The 20,780-nt window shown below is 50.9% G+C and carries 21 protein-coding genes; 18 read left to right on the forward strand and 3 right to left on the reverse strand.

What is annotated here, in order from left to right; genetic code table 11:
* Nucleotides 1-11 precede the first annotated feature (11 nt).
* The 16 genes from ACL02P_RS03770 to ACL02P_RS03845 all read left to right on the forward strand — a co-directional run bounded on the left by ACL02P_RS03770 (nucleotide 12) and on the right by ACL02P_RS03845 (nucleotide 16,588).
* Entirely contained in the window at nucleotides 12-1,787 is a 1,776-nt protein-coding gene (locus ACL02P_RS03770; RefSeq protein WP_316011389.1) for a DAK2 domain-containing protein, read from the forward strand.
* A gap of 25 nt (nucleotides 1,788-1,812) precedes the next feature.
* On the forward strand, nucleotides 1,813-2,685 hold the full coding sequence (locus ACL02P_RS03775; protein WP_009225262.1) for a DegV family protein: 873 nt from the start codon (nucleotides 1,813-1,815) through the stop codon (nucleotides 2,683-2,685).
* Nucleotides 2,686-3,019: 334 nt separating this feature from the next.
* Nucleotides 3,020-5,071, forward strand: a complete 2,052-nt coding sequence (recG, locus tag ACL02P_RS03780; protein ID WP_260070899.1) for an ATP-dependent DNA helicase RecG — start codon at nucleotides 3,020-3,022, stop codon at nucleotides 5,069-5,071.
* A gap of 324 nt (nucleotides 5,072-5,395) precedes the next feature.
* The gene (gene murQ / locus ACL02P_RS03785) at nucleotides 5,396-6,301 is read left to right on the forward strand and encodes an N-acetylmuramic acid 6-phosphate etherase (protein ID WP_323076867.1); all 906 of its coding nucleotides are present in this window, start codon (nucleotides 5,396-5,398) and stop codon (nucleotides 6,299-6,301) included.
* A 43-nt stretch (nucleotides 6,302-6,344) separates the two neighbouring features.
* Nucleotides 6,345-7,796: a PTS transporter subunit EIIC gene (locus tag ACL02P_RS03790; RefSeq protein ID WP_323076866.1), complete on the forward strand. Its 1,452-nt coding sequence runs from the start codon at nucleotides 6,345-6,347 to the stop codon at nucleotides 7,794-7,796.
* A 107-nt stretch (nucleotides 7,797-7,903) separates the two neighbouring features.
* Complete coding sequence (locus ACL02P_RS03795; protein ID WP_036645262.1) at nucleotides 7,904-8,764, forward strand: MurR/RpiR family transcriptional regulator; 861 nt, start codon at nucleotides 7,904-7,906, stop codon at nucleotides 8,762-8,764.
* A 104-nt stretch (nucleotides 8,765-8,868) separates the two neighbouring features.
* Nucleotides 8,869-9,159, forward strand: coding sequence for a stage VI sporulation protein F (locus ACL02P_RS03800; protein ID WP_009225267.1), 291 nt, complete (start codon nucleotides 8,869-8,871; stop codon nucleotides 9,157-9,159).
* A gap of 226 nt (nucleotides 9,160-9,385) precedes the next feature.
* Nucleotides 9,386-10,066: a TetR/AcrR family transcriptional regulator gene (locus tag ACL02P_RS03805; RefSeq protein ID WP_009225268.1), complete on the forward strand. Its 681-nt coding sequence runs from the start codon at nucleotides 9,386-9,388 to the stop codon at nucleotides 10,064-10,066.
* Nucleotides 10,063-10,809 (forward strand): type I methionyl aminopeptidase, encoded by a 747-nt coding sequence (gene map, locus ACL02P_RS03810; RefSeq protein ID WP_085170456.1) that lies wholly within the window; start codon nucleotides 10,063-10,065, stop codon nucleotides 10,807-10,809. The genes ACL02P_RS03805 and map overlap by 4 nt, the downstream gene beginning before the upstream one ends.
* A 201-nt stretch (nucleotides 10,810-11,010) precedes the next feature.
* Nucleotides 11,011-11,397 (forward strand): hypothetical protein, encoded by a 387-nt coding sequence (locus ACL02P_RS03815; RefSeq protein WP_016311635.1) that lies wholly within the window; start codon nucleotides 11,011-11,013, stop codon nucleotides 11,395-11,397.
* Nucleotides 11,394-11,780 carry a hypothetical protein gene (locus tag ACL02P_RS03820; RefSeq protein ID WP_412836845.1) on the forward strand — a complete coding sequence of 129 codons (387 nt, stop codon included), beginning with the start codon at nucleotides 11,394-11,396 and terminating at the stop codon, nucleotides 11,778-11,780. Before ACL02P_RS03815 ends, ACL02P_RS03820 begins: the two co-directional genes overlap by 4 nt.
* Nucleotides 11,777-13,021: a DNA polymerase IV gene (locus tag ACL02P_RS03825; RefSeq protein ID WP_412836846.1), complete on the forward strand. Its 1,245-nt coding sequence runs from the start codon at nucleotides 11,777-11,779 to the stop codon at nucleotides 13,019-13,021. The genes ACL02P_RS03820 and ACL02P_RS03825 overlap by 4 nt, the downstream gene beginning before the upstream one ends.
* The gene (locus ACL02P_RS03830; protein WP_323076858.1) at nucleotides 13,018-13,353 is read left to right on the forward strand and encodes a YolD-like family protein; all 336 of its coding nucleotides are present in this window, start codon (nucleotides 13,018-13,020) and stop codon (nucleotides 13,351-13,353) included. The genes ACL02P_RS03825 and ACL02P_RS03830 overlap by 4 nt, the downstream gene beginning before the upstream one ends.
* 245 nt (nucleotides 13,354-13,598) lie before the next feature.
* Entirely contained in the window at nucleotides 13,599-13,976 is a 378-nt protein-coding gene (locus tag ACL02P_RS03835) for an ArsR/SmtB family transcription factor (RefSeq protein ID WP_009225274.1), read from the forward strand.
* On the forward strand, nucleotides 13,966-16,104 hold the full coding sequence (locus ACL02P_RS03840; protein ID WP_412836847.1) for a heavy metal translocating P-type ATPase: 2,139 nt from the start codon (nucleotides 13,966-13,968) through the stop codon (nucleotides 16,102-16,104). Before ACL02P_RS03835 ends, ACL02P_RS03840 begins: the two co-directional genes overlap by 11 nt.
* Nucleotides 16,105-16,282: 178 nt before the next feature.
* Nucleotides 16,283-16,588 carry a class I SAM-dependent methyltransferase gene (locus tag ACL02P_RS03845; protein ID WP_311202271.1) on the forward strand — a complete coding sequence of 102 codons (306 nt, stop codon included), beginning with the start codon at nucleotides 16,283-16,285 and terminating at the stop codon, nucleotides 16,586-16,588.
* Between the two features lie 318 nt (nucleotides 16,589-16,906).
* Here the strand turns inward: ACL02P_RS03845 and arsC are convergent, their stop codons facing one another.
* Genes arsC through ACL02P_RS03860 form a run of 3 tightly spaced genes read right to left on the reverse strand, consistent with a single transcriptional unit; the run spans nucleotide 16,907 to nucleotide 18,751 of the window.
* Entirely contained in the window at nucleotides 16,907-17,335 is a 429-nt protein-coding gene (gene arsC / locus ACL02P_RS03850) for an arsenate reductase (thioredoxin) (protein WP_009225278.1), read from the reverse strand.
* Between the two features lie 20 nt (nucleotides 17,336-17,355).
* Nucleotides 17,356-18,411 carry an ACR3 family arsenite efflux transporter gene (gene arsB, locus ACL02P_RS03855; RefSeq protein ID WP_260070906.1) on the reverse strand — a complete coding sequence of 352 codons (1,056 nt, stop codon included), beginning with the start codon at nucleotides 18,409-18,411 and terminating at the stop codon, nucleotides 17,356-17,358.
* A 16-nt stretch (nucleotides 18,412-18,427) separates the two neighbouring features.
* Complete coding sequence (locus ACL02P_RS03860) at nucleotides 18,428-18,751, reverse strand: ArsR/SmtB family transcription factor (RefSeq protein WP_016311641.1); 324 nt, start codon at nucleotides 18,749-18,751, stop codon at nucleotides 18,428-18,430.
* Between the two features lie 185 nt (nucleotides 18,752-18,936).
* Here ACL02P_RS03860 and ACL02P_RS03865 point away from each other — a divergent pair, with 185 nt between their 5' ends.
* A complete protein-coding gene (locus ACL02P_RS03865; RefSeq protein ID WP_260070927.1) occupies nucleotides 18,937-19,383 on the forward strand; it encodes a MarR family winged helix-turn-helix transcriptional regulator in 447 nt (148 codons plus the stop codon).
* Nucleotides 19,384-19,445: 62 nt separating this feature from the next.
* Nucleotides 19,446-20,240 carry an arsenite methyltransferase gene (locus ACL02P_RS03870; protein ID WP_323076856.1) on the forward strand — a complete coding sequence of 265 codons (795 nt, stop codon included), beginning with the start codon at nucleotides 19,446-19,448 and terminating at the stop codon, nucleotides 20,238-20,240.
* Nucleotides 20,241-20,780: the final 540 nt, after the last annotated feature.

Here is a 20,780-nt window from a genome sequence, read left to right on the forward strand (position 1 = left end):
GGGAATTTTCATTGAGTAAGCGTTCTTTAACTGGAACAGATTTCACCGCTATGGTATTGGCAGGCGCGAAGCGGCTGACAGAGCATGCTGAGCACGTCAATTCCTTGAACGTATTCCCGGTACCCGATGGGGATACTGGAACGAATATGAATTTGACGATGACCGCCGGTGTAACGGAATTGAAAGATCACGGAACCGGAGGTTTGGGCAGCAGAGCAGCCACTTTATCCAAGGGCCTGTTGATGGGCGCGCGCGGGAATTCCGGCGTGATTTTGTCCCAACTGTTCCGTGGCTTTAGCCGTTCTGCTGCATCATTGGAAGAGATGAATGCAGCCCAATTTGCCGCTGCGCTGCAAAGCGGGGTAGATACCGCTTATAAAGCGGTCGTCAAACCGGTGGAGGGCACGATTCTGACGGTAGCCAAGGAAGCAGCTAAGCATGCCGTCTATTATTCGCGCAGAACAACGGATATCACGGAATTGATGAGCGAGGTGCTGGCCAAAGCGAAGGAAGCGCTCGCGAATACGCCGGAGCTGTTGCCGGTATTGAAACAGGTTGGCGTCGTGGATTCGGGCGGTCAAGGACTTGTTTATATTTATGAAGGATTTTTACAATGGCTGCAAGGCGGCGCCAGCAGTGAAGCCGCTGCGACATTGGGACAAGCCCCCGCACCCGTTGCCAAACCAGAGCTGCGTGCTCCAGCGGCCGCACCGGTGCATGCTCCAACTTCGGCACAGGCCAAGCTCGAAACAGAGGATATCGAATACCTCTATGACATGGAATTTTTCATTAATCGAAAAATCGGTGAAATCAAGGATGCTGTTTTTGACGAGGATCAGTTCCGGAAAGCGCTTTCGGTCAATGGGGATTCGATTATCGTGATCGCTGACGACGAGATTATCAAAGTCCATGTCCATTCGAAAACGCCGGGCGACGTGCTGAATCTGGCACTGCGTTACGGTGAAATTACACAAATTCATATTTTGAACATGCGTGAGCAGCACCGGGATCTGTTGATTGCAGGGATGGATGCCGCGCCGCCGATGCCGGAGCTGTTCGCCGAAATTCCGGCAGAACCGGCCCAACCGGTGGATCCGGCAGGGATTCCTGCGGATGAGCTGGCGCCTTATGGCTTTATCGCCGTTGCTTCTGGAGACGGGATTTCGGAAATTTTCAAGAGCTTAGGCGTGGATGTCGTCCTGTCCGGCGGGCAGACGATGAACCCAAGCACGGAAGATTTCGTGAAGGCGATCCGGTCGATTTCGGCTCAGCACGTGTTCGTTCTGCCGAATAACTCGAATATTATTCTGGCTGCACAGCAGGCGCGTGATTTGCTTGAAGGGGAGCGCAATGTGACAGTCATCCCAAGCAAGAGCATTCCTCAGGGGATTGCCGCAGCGTTTGCTTTCCAAGAAGAAGAAAGCGTGGAAGTCAACACGGATAACATGCAGAACGCCGTGCAACACGTAAAGACAGGTCAAGTGACGTATGCGGTCCGTGACACGATGTTTGATGATTTGGAAATTACCGCAGGTCATTATATCGGTATTGCCGATTCTAAAATTGTGGCCACTGAAGAGGGCTTGCTGGAAACGAGTCAGGGCTTATTAGCCAAGATGCTCGCTGGCGGCGATGAAATCGTTACGGTACTCGCCGGTGAAGAAGCTGACGAAGAGATGACGAATGCGCTGGTGGCCTGGATTCATCAGGAATATCCCGACGTCGAGGTAGAGGTCCATAACGGCGGGCAACCGATTTATTATTATCTGTTTTCGGTAGAGTCCTAATCCCCATGAGAGGATGAAGATACCTATGAATCAGGCTGTCATTATTGCCGACAGTACGGCGGATATCCCGCAGGCGACCGTCTCGGAATACGGAATTCACATCGTACCGATGCGGCTGGCCTTCGGAGACCAATCTTATCTTGAAGGCATCGACATCACCGCGGAAGAGTTCTACGATAAGTTGATCAAATCGAAGGAACTGCCTACCACTTCGCAGACCTCGCCGTCTCAGTATGTGGAGGTATACCGCAACTTGCTTGCCGCCTATCCCGGTTCACCGATCATTTCGATCCATATCTCCTCCGGGATGAGCGGAACTTATCAATCCGCAGTGCTGGCGAAGGAGATGCTGGAAGAAGAGCTGGGGCATCCGGTCGATGTCACGGTCATTGACTCGCTGTGTGCGACGTACGGTTTTGGCCTTCAGGTTGTGCATGCCGCGCGGATGGCGAAGCAAGGGGCTTCGGTCGAGGAAATTCGAGCTGAGGTTGAGCGGCTCGGGAAGGCGCGTCGGTTATATTTTCTCGTCGATACGCTGGAATACTTGCAAAAAGGCGGACGGATCGGTAAAGCCGCAGCCATTCTGGGCAACCTGCTGAACATTAAGCCGATCTTGTCGGTGGACCAGGAGGGCGTGATTTACGCTGTCGATAAAGTCCGAGGCCGCAAGAAGGCTATGGCCCGCGTCATCGAGTTGTTTGTGAATGATTTTGCCGGGGTGAAGGACATTAACGTGGCCGTTTGCGATTGCGTGAATCCGGAAGGCTCCGAGGAGATCCTGGCTCTGCTGCGGCAGCACTTTACGCTGCATGAGGTTGTCCGCAACAGCATCGGTGCCGTGGTTGGCACGCACGTAGGTCCGGGGACCGTGGCGACGTTTATTTGGCCGGCGAAGTGATGTTTGGAAGTTGCGGTGTGGGTGCGGCTGTGGCTGTGGTTGTGGCTGTGGTCCGTGGCCGTGGCTCTGGACGATTTTAACGGAACTGAGGGCCCTTATTTGACCATTTCCCGGCGATTTCCCGGTGTAACGGAACTCAGAGACCTTATTTGGCTCGAAAGGCTGATCATAAGCTGCTAAAGCTCCAAATAAGGTCTTTCCGTTCCGTTAGCCACAGTAATCGCTGCAAAAAGGATAAATAACGTCTCTCAGTTCCGTTAGGCTGCTGTCCGGGTTGCGTCTGAACTACGTGATCCGAAGATGCGTTTTTGAACTACCTCTATAAAGTGAGGGGATGAAGTTGGATTTACATCACATCCCCGTAAAGCAAGTCAGCGGCGTGAGCGCTCTTAAACAAGAAGAGCTTCACGCCTTTGGCATCTTTACGGTGAATGATTTGATTGAATATTATCCGTTCCGGTACGAGGATTACCGGCTGCGCTCCTTGACGGAAGTGAAGGATGGGGATAAGGTGACGGTGCAGGCCCAAATCATGGGTCTTCCGGTACTGCAACGGTACGGGCGGAAATCCCGCCTGACCTGCAAAATGATCGCCGATGACTGGATGTTTACGGCGACATGGTTCAACCGTCATTTCCTCAAGGATCAGCTGACGACGGGACGGGAGATTATCCTGACCGGCAAATGGGACATGCGCCGCAGTCAGCTGACGGTGTCGGAGTCGGAGTTCCCCGACCGCGGGACGCTCCGCAGCGGCAGTTTGCAGCCGGTCTATTCCGTAGGCGGCAAAATTACGCAGCAATGGATGCGTAAGACGATTGGACAAGCGTTGCAGCAATACGGGGAGATGATCCCGGAGATCCTGCCGCCCGAACTGCTTCGCAAATATGGGCTGATGCCCCGCAAGACGGCGATTTTGCGGCTGCACCAGCCGCAGGACAGCGAGGAGGGACAGCAGGCGCGGCGCCGCATGGTGTACGAGGAGCTGTTCTTGTTCCAACTCAAGCTGCAGGCGTATCGAGCGATGAACCACGAGCGGATGGACGGGGTAGCGCATGTGGTTGATAACGCCACGATTCGGGAATTTGTGCGTAGCCTGCCGTTTGAGCTGACCGATGCCCAGAAGAAGGTGGAGCTGGAAATTCTAAAGGATATGCGCTCACCCTATTGCATGAACCGGCTGCTGCAAGGTGACGTCGGTTCCGGCAAGACGGTAATCGCCGCCATCGCCTTGTACGCGGCGGTGAAGTCCGGGCACCAGGGCGCCTTTATGGTGCCGACGGAAATTTTGGCCGAGCAGCATATGCGCTCACTGTCCCGGCTGTTTGAGCCGTTTGGCATCACGGTCGGTCTGTTGACCGGCAGTGTGACGGGGCGCAAACGCAAGGATTTGCTTGGCTCGCTGCAAATGGGGCTCACCGACATCGTGGTTGGTACGCATGCGTTGATCCAGGAGGACGTGTTTTTTCGGTCGCTGAGCCTGGTGATTACCGATGAGCAGCACCGGTTTGGCGTGAATCAGCGCAGCATTTTGCGGCGCAAAGGCTTTAACCCGGATGTGCTGACGATGACGGCGACGCCGATTCCGCGCACGCTGGCGATTACCGCCTTTGGCGATATGGACGTATCCACCTTGTCGGAGCGTCCGAAGGGGCGCAAGCCGATCACGACCTATTGGGTGAAGCACAGCATGATGGACCGCGTGCTTGGCTTTATTGAGCGGGAGGTGTCGCAAGGCCGGCAAGCCTACGTCATCTGCCCGCTGATCGAGGAGTCGGACAAGCTGGACGTGCAGAACGCGATCGACTTGTACGTGTCGATGCAGCAGGCGTTCCCGAACATGAAGGTCGGGCTGCTGCACGGGCGGATGACGGCGGCGGAGAAGGACGAAGTGATGCGCGCGTTCTACGAGAACGAGGTGCAGCTGCTCGTCTCGACGACCGTCGTTGAGGTCGGCGTCGACGTGCCCAACGCCACGCTGATGATCGTAATGGACGCCGACCGGTTCGGCTTGTCCCAGCTCCACCAGCTGCGCGGGCGTGTAGGCCGGGGGGAGCACGCGTCGTATTGCGTGCTCATCGCCGATCCGAAGTCGGAGGTAGGTCAGGAGCGGATGAAGGTCATGACCGATACGGACGACGGCTTCGAGGTGGCCCGGCGGGACCTGGAGCTTAGGGGTCCCGGGGATTTCTTCGGCACGAAGCAAAGCGGCGTGCCGGATTTTCGCGTCGCGGACATGGTCAGCGACTACGCGGTGCTGGAGGCGGCGCGGGACGATGCCGCCCGGCTGGTTGCGGGCGAAGCGTTCTGGACTTCGCCCGAATACGGACCGCTGCGGGAATATCTGCGGCGGGAGCAGGTTTTTCAAGGTGAGCTGATCGATTAAATTGATACGGCAAGCAAGCATCAAACCGTTCGCGGGATCCGCGGACGGTTATTTTTTTGCACAAAATACATCATAAGAAAAACGTCTATCGATGTACATTCAAAGTTGACAGACCGCGTTTAAGTGGAAGTTTTTCTTGCGATATCAGGATGCCAATGCCCCGAAGTTTATACTTTCTGATAACTTAAAAAAACAGGAAGTAACACGATTTGACATATTATTTCAATAAAAAAGTAATATATTGAAATAAAATATCAAATAGATTATAATCATGTCGAAAGCACTTACAACTAGGATTGACGCAAACAAAGGAGTGTATCTTATATGCTGGAAAAACTGACAACCGAGGCGAGAAACGAGCGAACGATGCGCTTGGATGAAATGGAAGTGACCGAGCTGCTTACGGTGATGAACGAAGAGGATGCGAAAGTAGCCGGAGCGGTTAAAAAGGAAATTCCCAAAATCGCCCAGGCCGTGACTGCCATTACGGAGTCGCTCAAAAAAGGGGGCCGGCTGATTTATATGGGGGCTGGCACAAGCGGACGGATCGGTTTGCTGGATGCGGTGGAGTGTCCGCCGACATTTGGTACTTCCCCGGACCAGGTGGTTGGGCTGATCGCAGGCGGCAGCAACGCTTTTATCAAGGCCGTTGAGGGAGCGGAGGATCGGGCCGAGCTCGGTCGGACGGATCTGCAAAACCTCGGGCTTACCGCCAAGGATGCGGTCGTCGGAATCGCCGCGAGCGGTCGTACGCCTTATGTCATCGGCGGATTGGAATACGCCAAGCAAGTTGGTGCAAAGACGATTAGTATCAGCTGCAACAAGAATGCGGTGATCAGCACCATTTCTGACATCGCGATCGAGATCGAGAACGGTCCCGAGGTGCTGACTGGGTCGACGCGGCTTAAAGCGGGAACCTCGCAAAAGCTGGTCTGCAATATGCTGTCTACCGCGTCGATGATTGGCTTAGGTAAGGTTTACGGCAATTTGATGGTTGATGTTCAGCCCACCAATGAGAAGCTGGCCGATCGGGCGAAGCGGATTGTGATGGAGGCAACTGGCTGCGATGCATCAACCGCTGAGAACACCTTGCGCCTTGCCGAAGGGAAACCGAAACCAGCGATCCTGATGATTTTGACAGGATGTTCGTATGAGGTAGCCTTGGAGAAATTGGAGGAGAACCAAGGGTTTATCGGTAAGGCTGCGAAGTCTGCGTCTGCAATACGTTGAAGAAACAAGTAAGCCCATCCTATAGAGAGCAGGAGGCTTCCCAATGAGCAAATATGAAACTATGGCGAAACGGATCTTGGAATCCATCGGCGGTTCTGACAATGTGGAGCAATTTACGAACTGCATGACCCGGTTGCGGGTGTCGGTCCGGGACCGTAGCCAAATTGACGAAATCGGGCTCAAACAGATCGAGGGCGTACTTGGTGCGGTTGATGATGAGACGTATCAAGTAATCCTCGGACCGGGTGTTGTGAATAGTGTGGCGGAGGAATTTGGCAAACTTCTGAAAGCGGAGGGGCATGGCGGCCAAGGAGCAGCAGCTGGCGGCCAAACGGCGACGCTCCGCGAGGGCTCGGAGATCAAGGCAGAGCTCAAAAAGAAGAACAACACGCCTTTCAAAAATTTCTTGCGAAAAATCGGCAACATCTTTATTCCACTGATTCCCGCGTTGGTAGGGGCCGGGATTATCAACGGTATCGCCGGCTTGATCAATAACCTGATTACTTCCGGCAACGGGGCGGACTGGCTGCTTACGCTCCAACCGATTATTAGTGTCATTGGCTCGGCCTTCTTCGGGTATTTGACGATCTTTGCCGGGGTGAATGCCGCGAAAGAGTTCGGGGGAACGCCCGCGCTTGGCGGTGCCGTGGCCGCGATCATCGTTGCACCGGCGGTGGCGAATATCTCTTATACCTATCCCCTGTTTGGTGAAATTAAGCTGAATGCGGGGCAGGGCGGAATCATCGGGGCGATTTTGGCCGCAGGGCTGATCTCTGTGTTGGAAAAATGGATTCGTAAACGGATGCCGGCAGCGATTGATATCATCGTAACTCCTACCATTGCGCTGTTGCTTGCAGGCTTGGTTACCGTGTTCTTCCTGATGCCGGTCAGCGGTATTATCTCTCAAGGCATCGGACAGGTAACAACTTGGCTGTTGGCCCATGGCGGACCGCTGTCCGGCTTCGTTCTCGCTGCGCTGTTCCTGCCGCTGGTCATGTTCGGCTTGCACCAGGCGCTCATTCCGATTCATGCCGAATTGATTTCGCAGGTCGGATACACGGCGTTGCTGCCGATCCTGGCCATGGCGGGGGCGGGGCAAGTCGGCTCGGCGATCGCCATTTATATCAAGCTGAAGCATAACGCGAGAATGCGCAACATGATCAAAGGGGCGTTGCCCGTCGGATTTCTTGGCATCGGCGAACCGCTCATTTACGGGGTCAGCTTGCCTCTGGGCCGGCCGTTTGTAACCGCTTGTCTTGGCGGTGGGTTTGGCGGGGCTGTGCTTGGTTTGTTCGCGATGACGGGGAACTTCATCGGCTCGGTGGCGATTGGACCTTCCGGCCTCGTCCTGATCCCGCTGATTCAAGGCCCAATGGGAATCGGCATGACGATTCTCGGTTACTTGGCCGGGTTGATCGTCTCCTATGTCGCCGGATTCTTGCTCACGTATTTCTTTGGTTTTACAAAGCAGATGCTTATAGAGCATAATAGATAATACAAGCCAGCAGAGAAACGTTTGGCTGCCTTTAACCAGGCCGCCGCGTTTCTTTTGCGTTTTATGGGAATGGAAATAGCATCAGACGGATTGGGAATACGGAGGGGATGACCGTGACGACGGGAAGCGTACTTACGCAAATGGAGGCCATGCTGGAACAACTGCCTGAATCGGAAAGAAAGGCGGCCCAATATATTTTGACGGCTTCGGCGGAAGTCTCCGGCTTAAGTATCCATGCGGTCGCCGATAAAGCGGGGACCAGTGCGGCGGCGATTACCCGGCTATGCCGTTCGCTGGGGCTGAGCGGATTTCCTGATTTGAAAATGCGTTTGTCGGTCGATAATGCCAAACCGCAAAGACCAGGCTATTATGACATCGAACGCGGGGAGACGATTCAAAACGTCATTCAAAAGACGGTCTCCAACAGTCTCCAAGCCATTCAAGATATGATGCTTCACCTGCAGCCCGAACTGATCGAGCAGGTGGTGGACAGCTTCCGAGAGGCTTCCGTCATCCATATGTACGGGGTAGGCGCTTCGGCGATCGTCGCAGCGGATGCCGCACAAAAGTGGCTGCGCCTGGGGAAGCAAGCGTTCGCTCTGCAGGACGAGCATCTAATTGCGGCCGCGCTGGCCAGCGCTCCGCCGGGGGCCTTGTTTATGGGCATCTCTTACAGCGGGAACACCAAGGAAGTGCTGCAATTGTTCCGGGTTGCCCAAAAGTACGGCGTGCGCACCATCGGCTTGTCCCGTTTCGGCAATCATAAAGTAGCCGAGCTGGCCGATTTGATGCTGTACACGCCGCAGGCGCCGGAAGCGACCCTGCGTAGCGGGGCGTCCAGCTCGCGGTTGGCACAATTGGTCATGATCGATATTTTGTTCTTCGCGTACGCCTCGACGCAATACGAAGAGACGATCCTCAGGTTGAGTCAAACCCATGAGGCAACGGCGTTCCTCAAACAGAACTAGCGGCTTTCCCGCGTGCTTTTGGATTTTCAGGCACTATGGACAGCCTTACCGTCATATATTAGGGTTGAAGTCCGGAAATGACGGGACAGGAGGTGCTAGTCACGATGCCCAGCTATTATCAGTATGGAATCAGTCCGCAGCTGGTCGAACGGGTGAAGTTGAAAATGAAAAATCCGGCGATCAAAGAGCGGATGAAACAGGTCGTCGACGGCCTCACCCGCGCGGATTTGCAGGATCGCGTTAAGGTGCGCAGGCTCGTTAGAACGGCCGCTTCTGTGCTTGGCGAAAGATTGAGCGGCGTTCAGGAAGAGCAAATCGTCCAATTCGTCATCGATCAGCGAATCGACCCGCGGAATACGCTTCACTTGCTGCGCTTATGGGGAATGTTCCGCTAGAGCAAGCGCGCAGAGATGCGGCGGGACGGGTGATAAGGCCCTGGGGACCGGTACCCCGGCGGCCTTTTGCTATTTTCTCGGAGGGATGATCCGGGGCCAGGCGAGATAAGCTAAACGATACATGAGCGGGGCACAAAGCGCCGGGAGTCATTTCTGCTTGCCAATCTCCATGTTTTGTTTTATATTGACATGAGAGTAGGTCAAAAATAAAAGGAGGTTGTGGCGGATGACCCCGCGTACGAAGGAACAAAATGAAGAGATCAGGCTGCGCCGGCTTGCTCAAATTCGTGTCGCGGCCGCCGATGTGTTTCTTGAGAAAGGCCTGACGTTAGAGATTCGGGACGTGGCGACCAAGGCCGGGCTTGGTTACGGCACGGTCTACCACTATTACAGTAATAAAGGGGATCTGCTGCATGACGTGCTGTGGACGGCGATGGACCGGGCCGGGGAATGGATCGACCTGAGGACGGAGGAGCAGGAAGCGGCCGCCGATTCCCTTGTTGCGGCAGGTACCCGGCTGCTGAAGCTGTGGGCCAAGGATCACGGCGTTTATCTGTTGTATAAGCTGGCGGCGGATGGCTTCCAGCTGCTGCCGGAAGCCCGGGCACTGCCGCTTGCGGAGACGTTCCGCCGCGAGGTGTTGCTGCCGTTCGCCGCGGTGCTGGAGCGCGGTTTGCCGCCGGGTTCCGGAGAGACCGCTGCGACTGCGAGCTTAGCGGCGGGACAAGGCGCTGGGGGAGAGGGCGTCCGTCAGGCGGAATTGTTGCTGGCTGCGCTGGCCGGCTGCGCCGGCTCTCCGCTGCGCCAAGGCACGCTGGACCACGAAGCGGCAGACATTGCGCGTCTGCTATTGTATCGGCTGTCGGAGCGAACCCGATGGACCCTCGAAGGAGTGAGAGCTGAATGATTATATTGAAATCGCCGCGGGAAATTGAAGAGATGAAACGGGCGAATCAGATTGTTGCGGATTGTCACCGGGAGGTCGCCAAAATGATTCAACCCGGGGTCACGACAAAGGAAATTAATGATTTTGTAGTCCGGCATATTACGAAGCTGGGCGGCAAGCAGTTTACGAAAGGGTACAACGGGTTCCCGGCCGAAACCTGCGCTTCAGTAAACGATGTGGTAGCCCATGGTTTCCCTTCCGACCGGCCGCTGCAGAACGGCGATCTGCTCAAGCTGGACATCGTTGCGGAGGCGGACGGCTGGTTTGGCGATTCGTGCTGGTGTTATGCGGTAGGTCAGGTGAGTCCTGAGGCGGAAAAGCTGATGCGGGTGACGAAGGAATGTCTGGAGCTGGGGATCGCCCAAGCGATTCCAGGCAACCGGCTGGGCGATGTGACTTCGGCGATCCAGAAGCATGCGGAGGCGAACGGTTATTCCGTCGTACGCGATCTGCTCGGTCACGGGATCGGACGCAGCCTGCATGAGGAGCCCAACTACGAGCATGTCGGCGTAGCGGGTAAGGGCATTCGGCTCAAGGAAGGCATGGTGTTTACGATCGAGCCGATGATCAATGAAGGCACTTTCCGCATCGTGATCGACGATGACGGCTGGACGGCGCGTACAGCGGACGGCAAATTGTCGGCCCAATTCGAGCATACGATCGCGCTGACGGCGGACGGGCCGCTGATTTTAACAGCTCAATAAGCAGCCAACAGGAAAGGAAGGCGGATTCCCAAAGTCCGAAGGGACAAGGGATCCGCCTTTTTTGCATGCTTTCGCTCTGCCGAATTATCCAACATAAACCTGTTGCGAAAGGGAATGTTTGTTCGTATTATGAATATAATATGAACAAACGTTCTGATTGGAGGGTGAGCATATGACAGACAGCATGAAGAAGGGAGCCGCATGAGCCCTATTCCTTGGCAAACGCAGGAGGAGGCGGAGATGATCAAGCAATACGTGCTGCTTCCTCTGCTGCTTGATGTGCTGGAACGAGACCAGCGCGCGCTGGCATCCGCTTCGTTGAAGCTGCCTCAGGTATACAAGGGGCTGATCCGCTTGCTGCAGAACGCCGCAGCCGCGGATTTGGCCCGGGTGCGCCAAGGCATGCGTGAGCATGGACTGAAGGTATTCGAAGAGCGGCGGACGAACCTGGGGATTGAAGCCCGCTATTTATGCCGGGGGTATACGTATGAGTTCTCCATGCTCTGGGGATTGGTGAAGGCGGAACTGATCCGTCGACTTTGCGCCTATCTAGGGATCGATGGGACGAAAGAGGGGATGTCCTCATGAAAGGTATCCCTCCAGCGCCCTTGGAGACGGAAGAAGATCTTCAATTGGTCAAAGAATACATTCTACTCCCTCTTCTCTTGGATGTGTTGGAAAGGGATATGAGAGCATTAGGGACCGTAAAGCTAAAGATGGACGTGGTGTACGCAAGAGCCTTACACACTGCCCAAGATGTGATCACTGCAGATTTGACGTCGGTTCGGAAACAAATGCGCGACAGAGGGATCAAGGTGTTCGAGCAACAACGTACTGAATTGGGCATGGAGGCCCGCTATTTGTGCAGGGGCTATCAACATAGATTTTCCATGCTTTGGAGCTTGGTGAAAGCGGAGCTTAATCAATATTTGAGTAAGTATCTTAACGTCGACTTAAGGAGCGGCCTATGAAAAGCGATAACAAAAGCCGAGTCGTAATGCTGGCGGATTGTCAATCCTTTTACGCAAGTGTTGAGAAAGCGGCCCACCCCGAGTATGAAGACAAACCTGTTGTGGTTGCAGGAGACCCCGCCCGTCGCTCCGGGATCATTCTCGCCGCGTGTCCCCTTGCCAAGCAGCATGGGATTACTACAGCAGAAAGGCTGGGAGAGGCACTTGCAAAATGCCCGGATCTCGTGGTCATTCGTCCCCGTATGGAGGAATACATCAGGGTATCCTTGCAAATTACAGAAATTTATCAATCCTACACGGACTTGGTAGAGCCGTACAGCATAGATGAACAGTATTTGGATGTCACGGGAAGCTTACAGCTTTTTGGCGGTCCTGATAAGATTGCGAGGAGCATTCAGGATAAAGTCATGAAGGAGACGGGCGTTCGTGTACGCATTGGAATTAGTGAAAATAAGGTGCTCTCCAAAATGGCCTGCGATAATTTCGCCAAACGTAATGCTTCGGGGATTTTTCACTTGCCTGTGAAAGATCTGCAAGAAGTGCTTTGGCCGTTGCCGATTCATCAGATGTTTATGGTGGGCTCCCGGATGCGCCGGCATTTAATGAAAATGGGGATATATACCATTGGCCAGCTGGCCCAGACTCCCCTGACCAAATTAAGAGCCAAATGGGGAGTGAACGGGGAAGTTCTGTGGCTCATTGCCAACGGCAAGGATCATTCCCCGGTAACGCCAAGTACACACGATTTGCAAAAAGCCATCGGCCATCAAATGACCCTTCCCTACGATTATTGGGAGTTTGACGATATCATGGTTCCCCTATTAGAGCTCTCAGAGTTAGTATGTCAACGAGCTCGAATGAAAGGCTATATGGGCTGGGTGGTTTCGGTAGGGTGTCAAGGAGCGGATTTTGATCACCCTTCCGGCTTCTACAGACAAATGAAATTACCCGACCCGACGAACCTCACGGATGAGGTGTTCCATGCAGCGAAAAAACTATTTAAACGACATTGGGACGGTTTACCCATTCGAAAAATTGGGGTCACTTTAAGTCAGTTGGTAAGCGACCAGGAATATCAGCTTACTTTATTCAATAACCGCGAAGTAAAGTTAGCGTTGGAAAGAACCACGGACCGAATTAAAGAGAAATACGGAAGCACCGCGATTATGAGGGCCTCTTCTTTAAAAGCGTCGGGCCAAGCGCGGGATCGTGCGCAAAAAATTGGAGGACATTATAAATGAGCAAAAAATTGAAAGGAAACGGCTTGTTCGAATCGTCCAGAATGATGCTCCCAGAGCACAAGGAAGCTTATCTCATGCACCAGCAGAATTTGCGCAAGAATACACGGCCGCAATTAGATGATCAAGAGATGGAACGGATCTCCATGCTCATTGCTGAATCCATGCAGCTCAGGAAAGAGATCACTTTAGTATTATTTGGCGAATTGAATCGAGCGGAAATAACCGGAGTCGTGACGAAGATCGATCTGCAACAAAAAAACATCAGAATCACTGATGGAAATGATTTTCGTTGGATCAAGCTATCGGACATTATTGATGGTATGTGGAAATGATATGAAATAAAGAATGCCTGAAGAGCTATCCTTAAAAGTCGTCGTAGACGGCTTCCGGGATAGCTCTTTTTTACTGAAATATGCAAAGGTCTGAAAGGAGCCAATAGATACAGAGGAACAATTAGTGGATCTCGAACCTGAATATTTTAGATGCCCTTGGGAAATAATCAAATGAGTATTTGAATAATCGATGGATTTATTGTATGATGATAATCAAATATTGATTTGATTGTTGAGGTGAGGATATGAACAGGAAAGAAAAGGATTCATGTGAAATTTACTGTTACGACGAACCTAAAGTCCGAAAGGTACAAAATGCGCTCGAAAGACAAAATATTCAAGGCATGATTAAGATGTTCAAGGTTTTAGCTGACGAAACAAGAATGAAAATCGCCTTTGCCCTGTGCGAAGAGGATGAATTATGTGTTTGTGATGTGGCTAACATCATCGGCTCTTCAATGGCCACAGCCTCACACCACCTTCGCACCTTAAAACAGCTTGGCCTAGCCAAATACCGCAAGGATGGTAAATTAGTTTTTTATTCGCTGGAAGATGACCATGTTCGTCAACTGGTGCAGCTAGCTTCTACTCATTCGAGGGAGTTGATCATCAATGGAAAATAAAATTGAAAACACCGAAGATAAAAACGTCTACAGGGTTCAAGGCTTTACCTGTACGAATTGCGCAGGCATTTTCGAGAAAAATGTAAAAAATTTGCCGGGCGTAAAAGACGCGCAAGTCAATTTTGGAGCATCTAAAATCACCGTTTATGGAAGGACTACAGTTGAGGAATTGGAAAAGGCCGGCGCGTTTGAAAACCTGAAAGTTACACCTGAAAAGCAACGATCTATTGAAAAGAAAAAGCCTTTCTGGAAAGAACATTGGAACGTACTGCTTTCGGCTATCTTGCTTGTCGCAGGGTACTTATTAGGTGAGCAGTACGGTGAGGATAGCATCTTATCCGCTATTTCTTACGCGGCTTCTATTATTATCGGCGGTTATGAATTATTTAAAAAAGGAATCAAAAATCTTTTCCGGCTTCAGTTCGATATGAACACCCTAATGACGGTCGCCATCATCGGTGCCGCGGCGATCGGAGAATGGGGCGAAGGCGCGACTGTCGTTATCTTGTTTGCGATCAGTGAAGTTTTGGAACGTTACTCCATGGAAAAAGCGCGTCAATCCATTCGTTCCCTGATGGATATTGCACCGAAGGAAGCTCTGATCCGACGCGGTTCCGAAGAAATTACGGTAAACGTCGATGATATACAGGTTGGCGATGTCATGATTGTAAAGCCAGGTCAAAAACTTGCAATGGATGGTGTTGTTATTAAAGGAACATCAACCATTAACCAAGCCGCGATTACTGGCGAATCGGTTCCCGTGACGAAAACAATTGACGATGAAGTGTTCGCTGGTACATTGAACGAAGAAGGTTTGCTTGAAGTCAAAGTAACGAAGCGCGTCGAGGATACAACGATTTCTAAAATTATTCACCTTGTTGAAGAAGCTCAAGCTGAAAGAGCGCCATCTCAAGCGTTTGTTGACCGATTCGCGAAATACTATACACCTGCGATTATGATTTTGGCATTAGGTATTGCGGTTGTTCCACCTCTGTTCGTCGGTGCAGATTGGGGCGATTGGGTATATCGAGGATTAGCGTTGCTCGTCGTCGGCTGTCCTTGCGCATTGGTCATTTCGACACCTGTTTCGATTGTTACAGCCATCGGCAACGCGGCGAAAAATGGCGTTCTTATCAAAGGCGGCATTCACCTTGAGGAAGCCGGCAGACTATCCGCAATTGCGTTTGATAAAACAGGTACTCTGACGAAGGGGGTTCCAGAAGTAACAGATGTCGTTACTTTCGGAACGAAAAACGAAAATGAATTGCTTTCAATCGCGGCAGTTATCGAAAAAGGTTCGCAACATCCGCTCGCATCCGCGATTGTTCGTAAAGCGGAAAACCTCGGAGAAGACCTAACCCTAGTCGTTGAGGATTTCCAATCGATCACCGGGAAAGGTGTTAAAGCCAATGTAAACGGGGAATTGTATTACGTCGGTAGTCCGAAACTCTTTGCTGAACTTCATTCCGACATCAGCGTTGAAACGAATCAGCGCATTGAAGAATTACAAAAACAAGGGAAAACGGTTATGGTATTAGGCACAGAACAACAGATTCTTGCCTTAATAGCAGTCGCTGATGAAGTGCGTGATTCCAGTACAGTCGTAATTAAGCAATTACACGAAATTGGAATCAAGAAAACGATTATGCTTACGGGTGATAATCAAGCAACCGCCGAAGCAATCGGGCGGCGTTTGAATGTTACAGACGTTAAAGCTGATCTAATGCCCCAAGATAAATTAGATTACATCAAGCAGCTTCGTAAAGACTATGGTAAAGTTGCGATGATTGGCGACGGCGTTAACGACGCGCCTGCGCTCGCGGCTTCAACGGTTGGTATCGCTATGGGCGGCGCGGGTACGGATACTGCCCTCGAAACCGCAGATATTGCTTTGATGGCTGACGATTTAAGCAAATTACCCTATACGATTCGACTAAGCCGAAAAACCCTTGCAATCATCAAGCAGAACATTACGTTTTCACTTGGTATTAAGCTCTTAGCTTTGGCTCTAATTGTCCCTGGATGGTTGACGTTATGGTTGGCCATTTTCGCAGATATGGGGGCCACGCTTATTGTTACATTGAATAGCCTTCGTCTGTTAAAAGTCAGAGGTAATAATCGGATATGAATAACCGTTGGAATAAAGTGATTTATCGGTTATGGGCACCCTTTTATGATTCTCTTTTCAATTCCGGTCCTTTTTTAAAGGCACGGAAAAAGATCTTTGAGAACCTCGACATTAAGCCTAAAAGCAAAAGTTCTTTTTGTTTGTAGGCGTCGGGACAGGAGCAGATTTGCAGTTCATTATGGACAAAAATATTTCTGTATCTGCAATTGACTTATCATCCGAAATGCTTGATCGAGCTAGGAATAAATATGACTCCCCCAATTTTAAGTTCATAGAAATGGATGCGCAAGAATTGACCTTTTCACCGGAATCGTTCGATATGGTTATTGCAAATCTGATCTTATCCGTTGTCCCCGAGCCGAATCGATGTTTTCAAGAAATGATTCGGGTTACGCGAGCTGGGGGGCGAATAATCATTTTCGATAAATTTGCCCCTCCCTCGCAGGATTTGCCGGTAATAAAAAAATCCTTCGTCCCATCGTAGCAACGATGGGTACGGACATCGGACGACATTTCGAACAAATCATCATGCCGTATGAGAAACATATTCGAGTGGAGGAAGATGCATCAGCATTGTTTAACGGAATGTATCGAAAAATTATATTACAAAAAGTATAGAGTTACCAGTACCGCCCAGGGGTTGGGGTAGTACCAGCGAAGTTGATACTACCCGCAAAGTAGATATATATAAAGGGAATCATTTTCTGCTCTTCGAGGACTCCGCCTTGGCTTCGTCGTTCCGAAGGCTGATGATCGCCAAACAAAAAAGCGTGCCATAACGCTGCACGCCTTTTCTGTAATTTTAGCAACCTTCGGCAAGAAACTTTTCGACACGCGACTTAATCGCGTCCCGAACCGCTCGAAATTGGCTCATGATTTCTTCCTCGGTGCCGGTTGCCTTGGCTGGATCATCGAAGCCCCAATGCCATTTCACGACGTTTTTATTCGAAATCACCGGACAATGTTCGTCTGCATGGCCACATAACGTAATCACATAGTCAGCCCGATTCAAAATCTCCGGATCGATAACATCCGATGTATGACCGCTAATATCGACGCCAGCTTCCTTCATCACCTGGACGGCACGCGGATTCAGCCCATGTGCCTCCAACCCGGCGCTTTTTACTTCGTACCTATCATTACCGAGCGCCTTCAACCAACCATCCGCCATTTGGCTGCGGCAAGAGTTTCCCGTACAAAGAAAATAAACGAGTTTTTTGTTATCTGACATGATGATTCCTCCTGTTTATGTTAAGCTGCTTCCTTCGAAAAGTACTTTCGCTGAAATCGGAGCGCGACGTTGACCAAGGCAATCATCACAGGGACTTCTACAAGAGGTCCGATCACGGCCGCAAATGCAGCGCCGGAATGAATTCCAAAGACCCCAACGGCAACAGCGATTGCCAGCTCAAAGTTATTCCCCGAGGCGGTAAATGCCAGTGTAGAAGTCACCGGATAATCAGCTCCGGCTTTTTTGCCCATGAAGAACGAAATCAGGAACATAACGACAAAGTAAATCAATAGCGGAATCGCGATCCTCACGACATCCAAAGGCAATTGGATGATCATCTCGCCTTTCAGCGAGAACATGACGATAATCGTAAACAGCAATGCGATAAGTGTAATGGGACTGATTTTCGGAATAAAGACCGTTTCGTACCAGGATCGCCCTTTTGCCTTCACAAGCGAATAGCGCGAAATCATCCCGGCCAAAAACGGTATCCCTAAATAAATAAACACGCTCTTGGCGACTTCGGCCATCGTAATATCAACAACGACGCCCTCCAACCCGAACCATCCCGGCAAAATCGTAACAAAGATATAGGTGTAGACAGAGTAAAACAAAACTTGAAAGATCGAGTTGAAAGCAACGAGTCCCGCCGCGTACTCGGCATCCCCTCTGCACAAATCGTTCCAAACGATAACCATTGCAATACAACGGGCTAAACCGATCATAATCAGGCCGACCATATATTCCGGATAGCCTTGGAGAAAAATAATAGCCAAGAAAAACATTAAGATCGGACCGATAAGCCAGTTTTGAATCAATGAAATGGTTAACACTTTGCCATTTCGAAAGACACGGCCGATTTCTTCGTATCGTACTTTCGCCAGCGGCGGATACATCATTAAAATAAGGCCAAGTGCAATCGGTATCGACGTGGTTCCAACTTGAAATTCATTCAAACCGGCGACAAAGTTAGGAAATACGTAACCCAAGCCAATTCCTATCGCCATCGCAATAAAAATCCATAACGTCAAATAGCGATCCAGAAATGAGAGTCGCTTTTTCTTTTGTTTACTCAATTACTGTACACTCCCTTTACTCGCATGTAACTGTCATTCCTCGTTGCTCCAATTTCCGCAGCTCCTCGGACAGATCAGGCAAATGGGACAGAGCATAACCAATTTCCTCTAACCGCTTCTCGTTGATCGAATAGAACACCCATTGCCCCTTTCGCGTTTCGCGGACCAATTCAGCCGTTTTTAGACGGCTTACATGTTTAGAAATGGCTGGCTGGGAAATGTTAAAGATGGGAACCAGTTCACACACGCAGCAATCGCGAATACGGAGCAAAGAGAGGATTTTCAACCTTGTCGGATCGGCTAGAGCTTTCAGAATATCCGCTATCTTTTCAAATTCCATTGTCATGATTATCACCCCATATTAAAACCATATAACCATATTGTTATTTGTATTAAAAAAAGTCAATACCGAAATTTACGCCCTCCTCATAACCCATTTCCTGAGATAAAGGTAAAGTTAATACTTGCAAATTGCAAATAAATGCGGTATAACTGTTTCATGAGAGGTGAGGCACCGTGGAAAATGTGGAAAATGTACGTGAATTATTTCAAATCATGACTCGTCGCTTTGGCTTTCTGAATAAAAACTGCTGTTCTGCCGGCGGCTGTGACATCTCCGTCATTCAAAGCCATATCCTTTACGAAATTGATCGTCAGCATAAGCCTTCTATTCAGCAAGTAGCAGAGACATTAGGGACAGATATCACGACATTTAGCAGACAGGTCCAATCGTTAATCAAGATGAATTTAGTCAAGAAAACGCCCGATCCAAACGACCGGAGGGTGCATCTTCTTTCCTTAACGACGGAAGGCAAATATGTTGCGGGGGCGATTGACCAGCAAATGAATGACTATTTCAACGAAATCTTTTCACACATGAACGATTTTGAAAAAGATACGGTCATACGCTCGATCAAACTATTAAACGAAGCGATGGCGAAATCCAGCCAATGCTGTTCAGCCCCTTTTTGAGGGTGTCTTTTTTCTATAATACTTGCAATTTGCAAATATTTAAAATGAAGGAGAGAGGATTCATGAATCAATTAAAGAATGATCAAATTCGCCAAAATGTACGCAGCCGGTATAAGGAAATCGCCTTGCAAGAAGTGGAGTCAGGCTCGTGCTGTTCACCAGCTTCAAGCTGCTGCGGATCGGCTAATGGCGTATCTTCGCAGCTGGGCTATTCTACTGAAGAATTAACGGCGGTTCCGGCCGGCGCGAACCTTGGCTTAGGTTGCGGCAATCCGCAAGCCATCGCGGAGCTGAAACCGGGAGAAGTCGTATTGGATCTTGGCAGCGGCGGCGGTTTCGATTGTTTTCTGGCGTCTCGACAGGTTGGGGACACCGGCTATGTGATCGGGGTCGATATGACGCCGGAAATGGTGAGTCGCGCTCGCAGCAACGCCGTCAAAGGAGGATTCACGAACACGGATTTTCGGCTAGGGGAGATCGAGCATTTACCGGTCCCGGATCAAACGGTGGATGTGATCATTTCCAACTGCGTCATCAATCTTTCGCCGGATAAACAGCAAGTCTTTGACGAAGCATTCCGTGTCCTGCGATCCGGCGGGCGTCTGGCCATTTCCGATGTTGTCACAACGGCAGAGCTTCCGGCGGAAATCAAAAACGACCTGGATGTTTTATATTCAGGGTGCATATCCGGAGCTTCGTCGGTTGACGAACTAAAAACGATGCTTGCACAAAGTGGATTTAAGGATATCGCAGTCGAGCCAAACGAGGAATCCCGGACGTTTATTAAAGATTGGGTTCCTGAGTCGAAGGTAGAAGACTATATCGTCTCGGCAGTCATTAAAGCTGTCAAACCATAAGATTCATTGGGAATGGCAGGGGCGAGAGGTCCTAGGAACTGTGCCGAGAGTCGATCCCGGGGCACGACGGGCGCGCCTTCAGACCGAGTCTGGACCAGAAGGGATTGCGTTTGCGGATATTATTGGAGCCGACATCGATTCGCCGGATTAACGACGAGTAAATTTGTGCAAAGCTAAAGTAAAACCAATGAAGCTGCTGATCTGCCGCTGGCGGATCAGCAGCTTTTTTTGGTGTGCCACGCATGGCGATTAACTAGGTGGTGAAAGTCCACTGTGGGGGTTTGTAGTTACCAACCACTAGCCAAGAGCAAGGGTGTCCACCGCGAGGTGGAATCCAAAGGAAGCTGGAGGCAAACTTCCGGCCCAAGGAACACGAACATCATCAGGCATAGGATACGGGATGAGTCTGCTAAACAAGACGAAGTCCAATTAACTACACGGACGTACCAATGTAAATGATGTGGGTATATGGAAGGAAAGTGAATCGTCTTACCGTGGGAGGTCTCATGGACGTGAGGAGATACACTTCGAATCACGGTT

This window comes from Paenibacillus sp. MB22_1, from assembly GCF_047200555.1.
GTDB classification, from domain to species: domain Bacteria; phylum Bacillota; class Bacilli; order Paenibacillales; family Paenibacillaceae; genus Fontibacillus; species Fontibacillus phoenicis.

Coding starts and splice junctions, on each gene's coding strand:
- ACL02P_RS03775 (WP_009225262.1), top strand. CDS start 1,813: ATGAATCAGGCTGTCATTATTGCCGACAGTACGGCGGATATCCCGCAG.
- recG (WP_260070899.1), top strand. CDS start 3,020: ATGAAGTTGGATTTACATCACATCCCCGTAAAGCAAGTCAGCGGCGTG.
- murQ (WP_323076867.1), top strand. CDS start 5,396: ATGCTGGAAAAACTGACAACCGAGGCGAGAAACGAGCGAACGATGCGC.
- ACL02P_RS03790 (WP_323076866.1), top strand. CDS start 6,345: ATGAGCAAATATGAAACTATGGCGAAACGGATCTTGGAATCCATCGGC.
- ACL02P_RS03795 (WP_036645262.1), top strand. CDS start 7,904: ATGACCGTGACGACGGGAAGCGTACTTACGCAAATGGAGGCCATGCTG.
- ACL02P_RS03800 (WP_009225267.1), top strand. CDS start 8,869: ATGCCCAGCTATTATCAGTATGGAATCAGTCCGCAGCTGGTCGAACGG.
- ACL02P_RS03805 (WP_009225268.1), top strand. CDS start 9,386: ATGACCCCGCGTACGAAGGAACAAAATGAAGAGATCAGGCTGCGCCGG.
- map (WP_085170456.1), top strand. CDS start 10,063: ATGATTATATTGAAATCGCCGCGGGAAATTGAAGAGATGAAACGGGCG.
- ACL02P_RS03815 (WP_016311635.1), top strand. CDS start 11,011: ATGAGCCCTATTCCTTGGCAAACGCAGGAGGAGGCGGAGATGATCAAG.
- ACL02P_RS03820 (WP_412836845.1), top strand. CDS start 11,394: ATGAAAGGTATCCCTCCAGCGCCCTTGGAGACGGAAGAAGATCTTCAA.
- ACL02P_RS03825 (WP_412836846.1), top strand. CDS start 11,777: ATGAAAAGCGATAACAAAAGCCGAGTCGTAATGCTGGCGGATTGTCAA.
- ACL02P_RS03830 (WP_323076858.1), top strand. CDS start 13,018: ATGAGCAAAAAATTGAAAGGAAACGGCTTGTTCGAATCGTCCAGAATG.
- ACL02P_RS03835 (WP_009225274.1), top strand. CDS start 13,599: ATGAACAGGAAAGAAAAGGATTCATGTGAAATTTACTGTTACGACGAA.
- ACL02P_RS03840 (WP_412836847.1), top strand. CDS start 13,966: ATGGAAAATAAAATTGAAAACACCGAAGATAAAAACGTCTACAGGGTT.
- ACL02P_RS03845 (WP_311202271.1), top strand. CDS start 16,283: ATGGACAAAAATATTTCTGTATCTGCAATTGACTTATCATCCGAAATG.
- arsC (WP_009225278.1), bottom strand. CDS start 17,335: ATGTCAGATAACAAAAAACTCGTTTATTTTCTTTGTACGGGAAACTCT.
- ACL02P_RS03860 (WP_016311641.1), bottom strand. CDS start 18,751: ATGGAATTTGAAAAGATAGCGGATATTCTGAAAGCTCTAGCCGATCCG.
- ACL02P_RS03870 (WP_323076856.1), top strand. CDS start 19,446: ATGAATCAATTAAAGAATGATCAAATTCGCCAAAATGTACGCAGCCGG.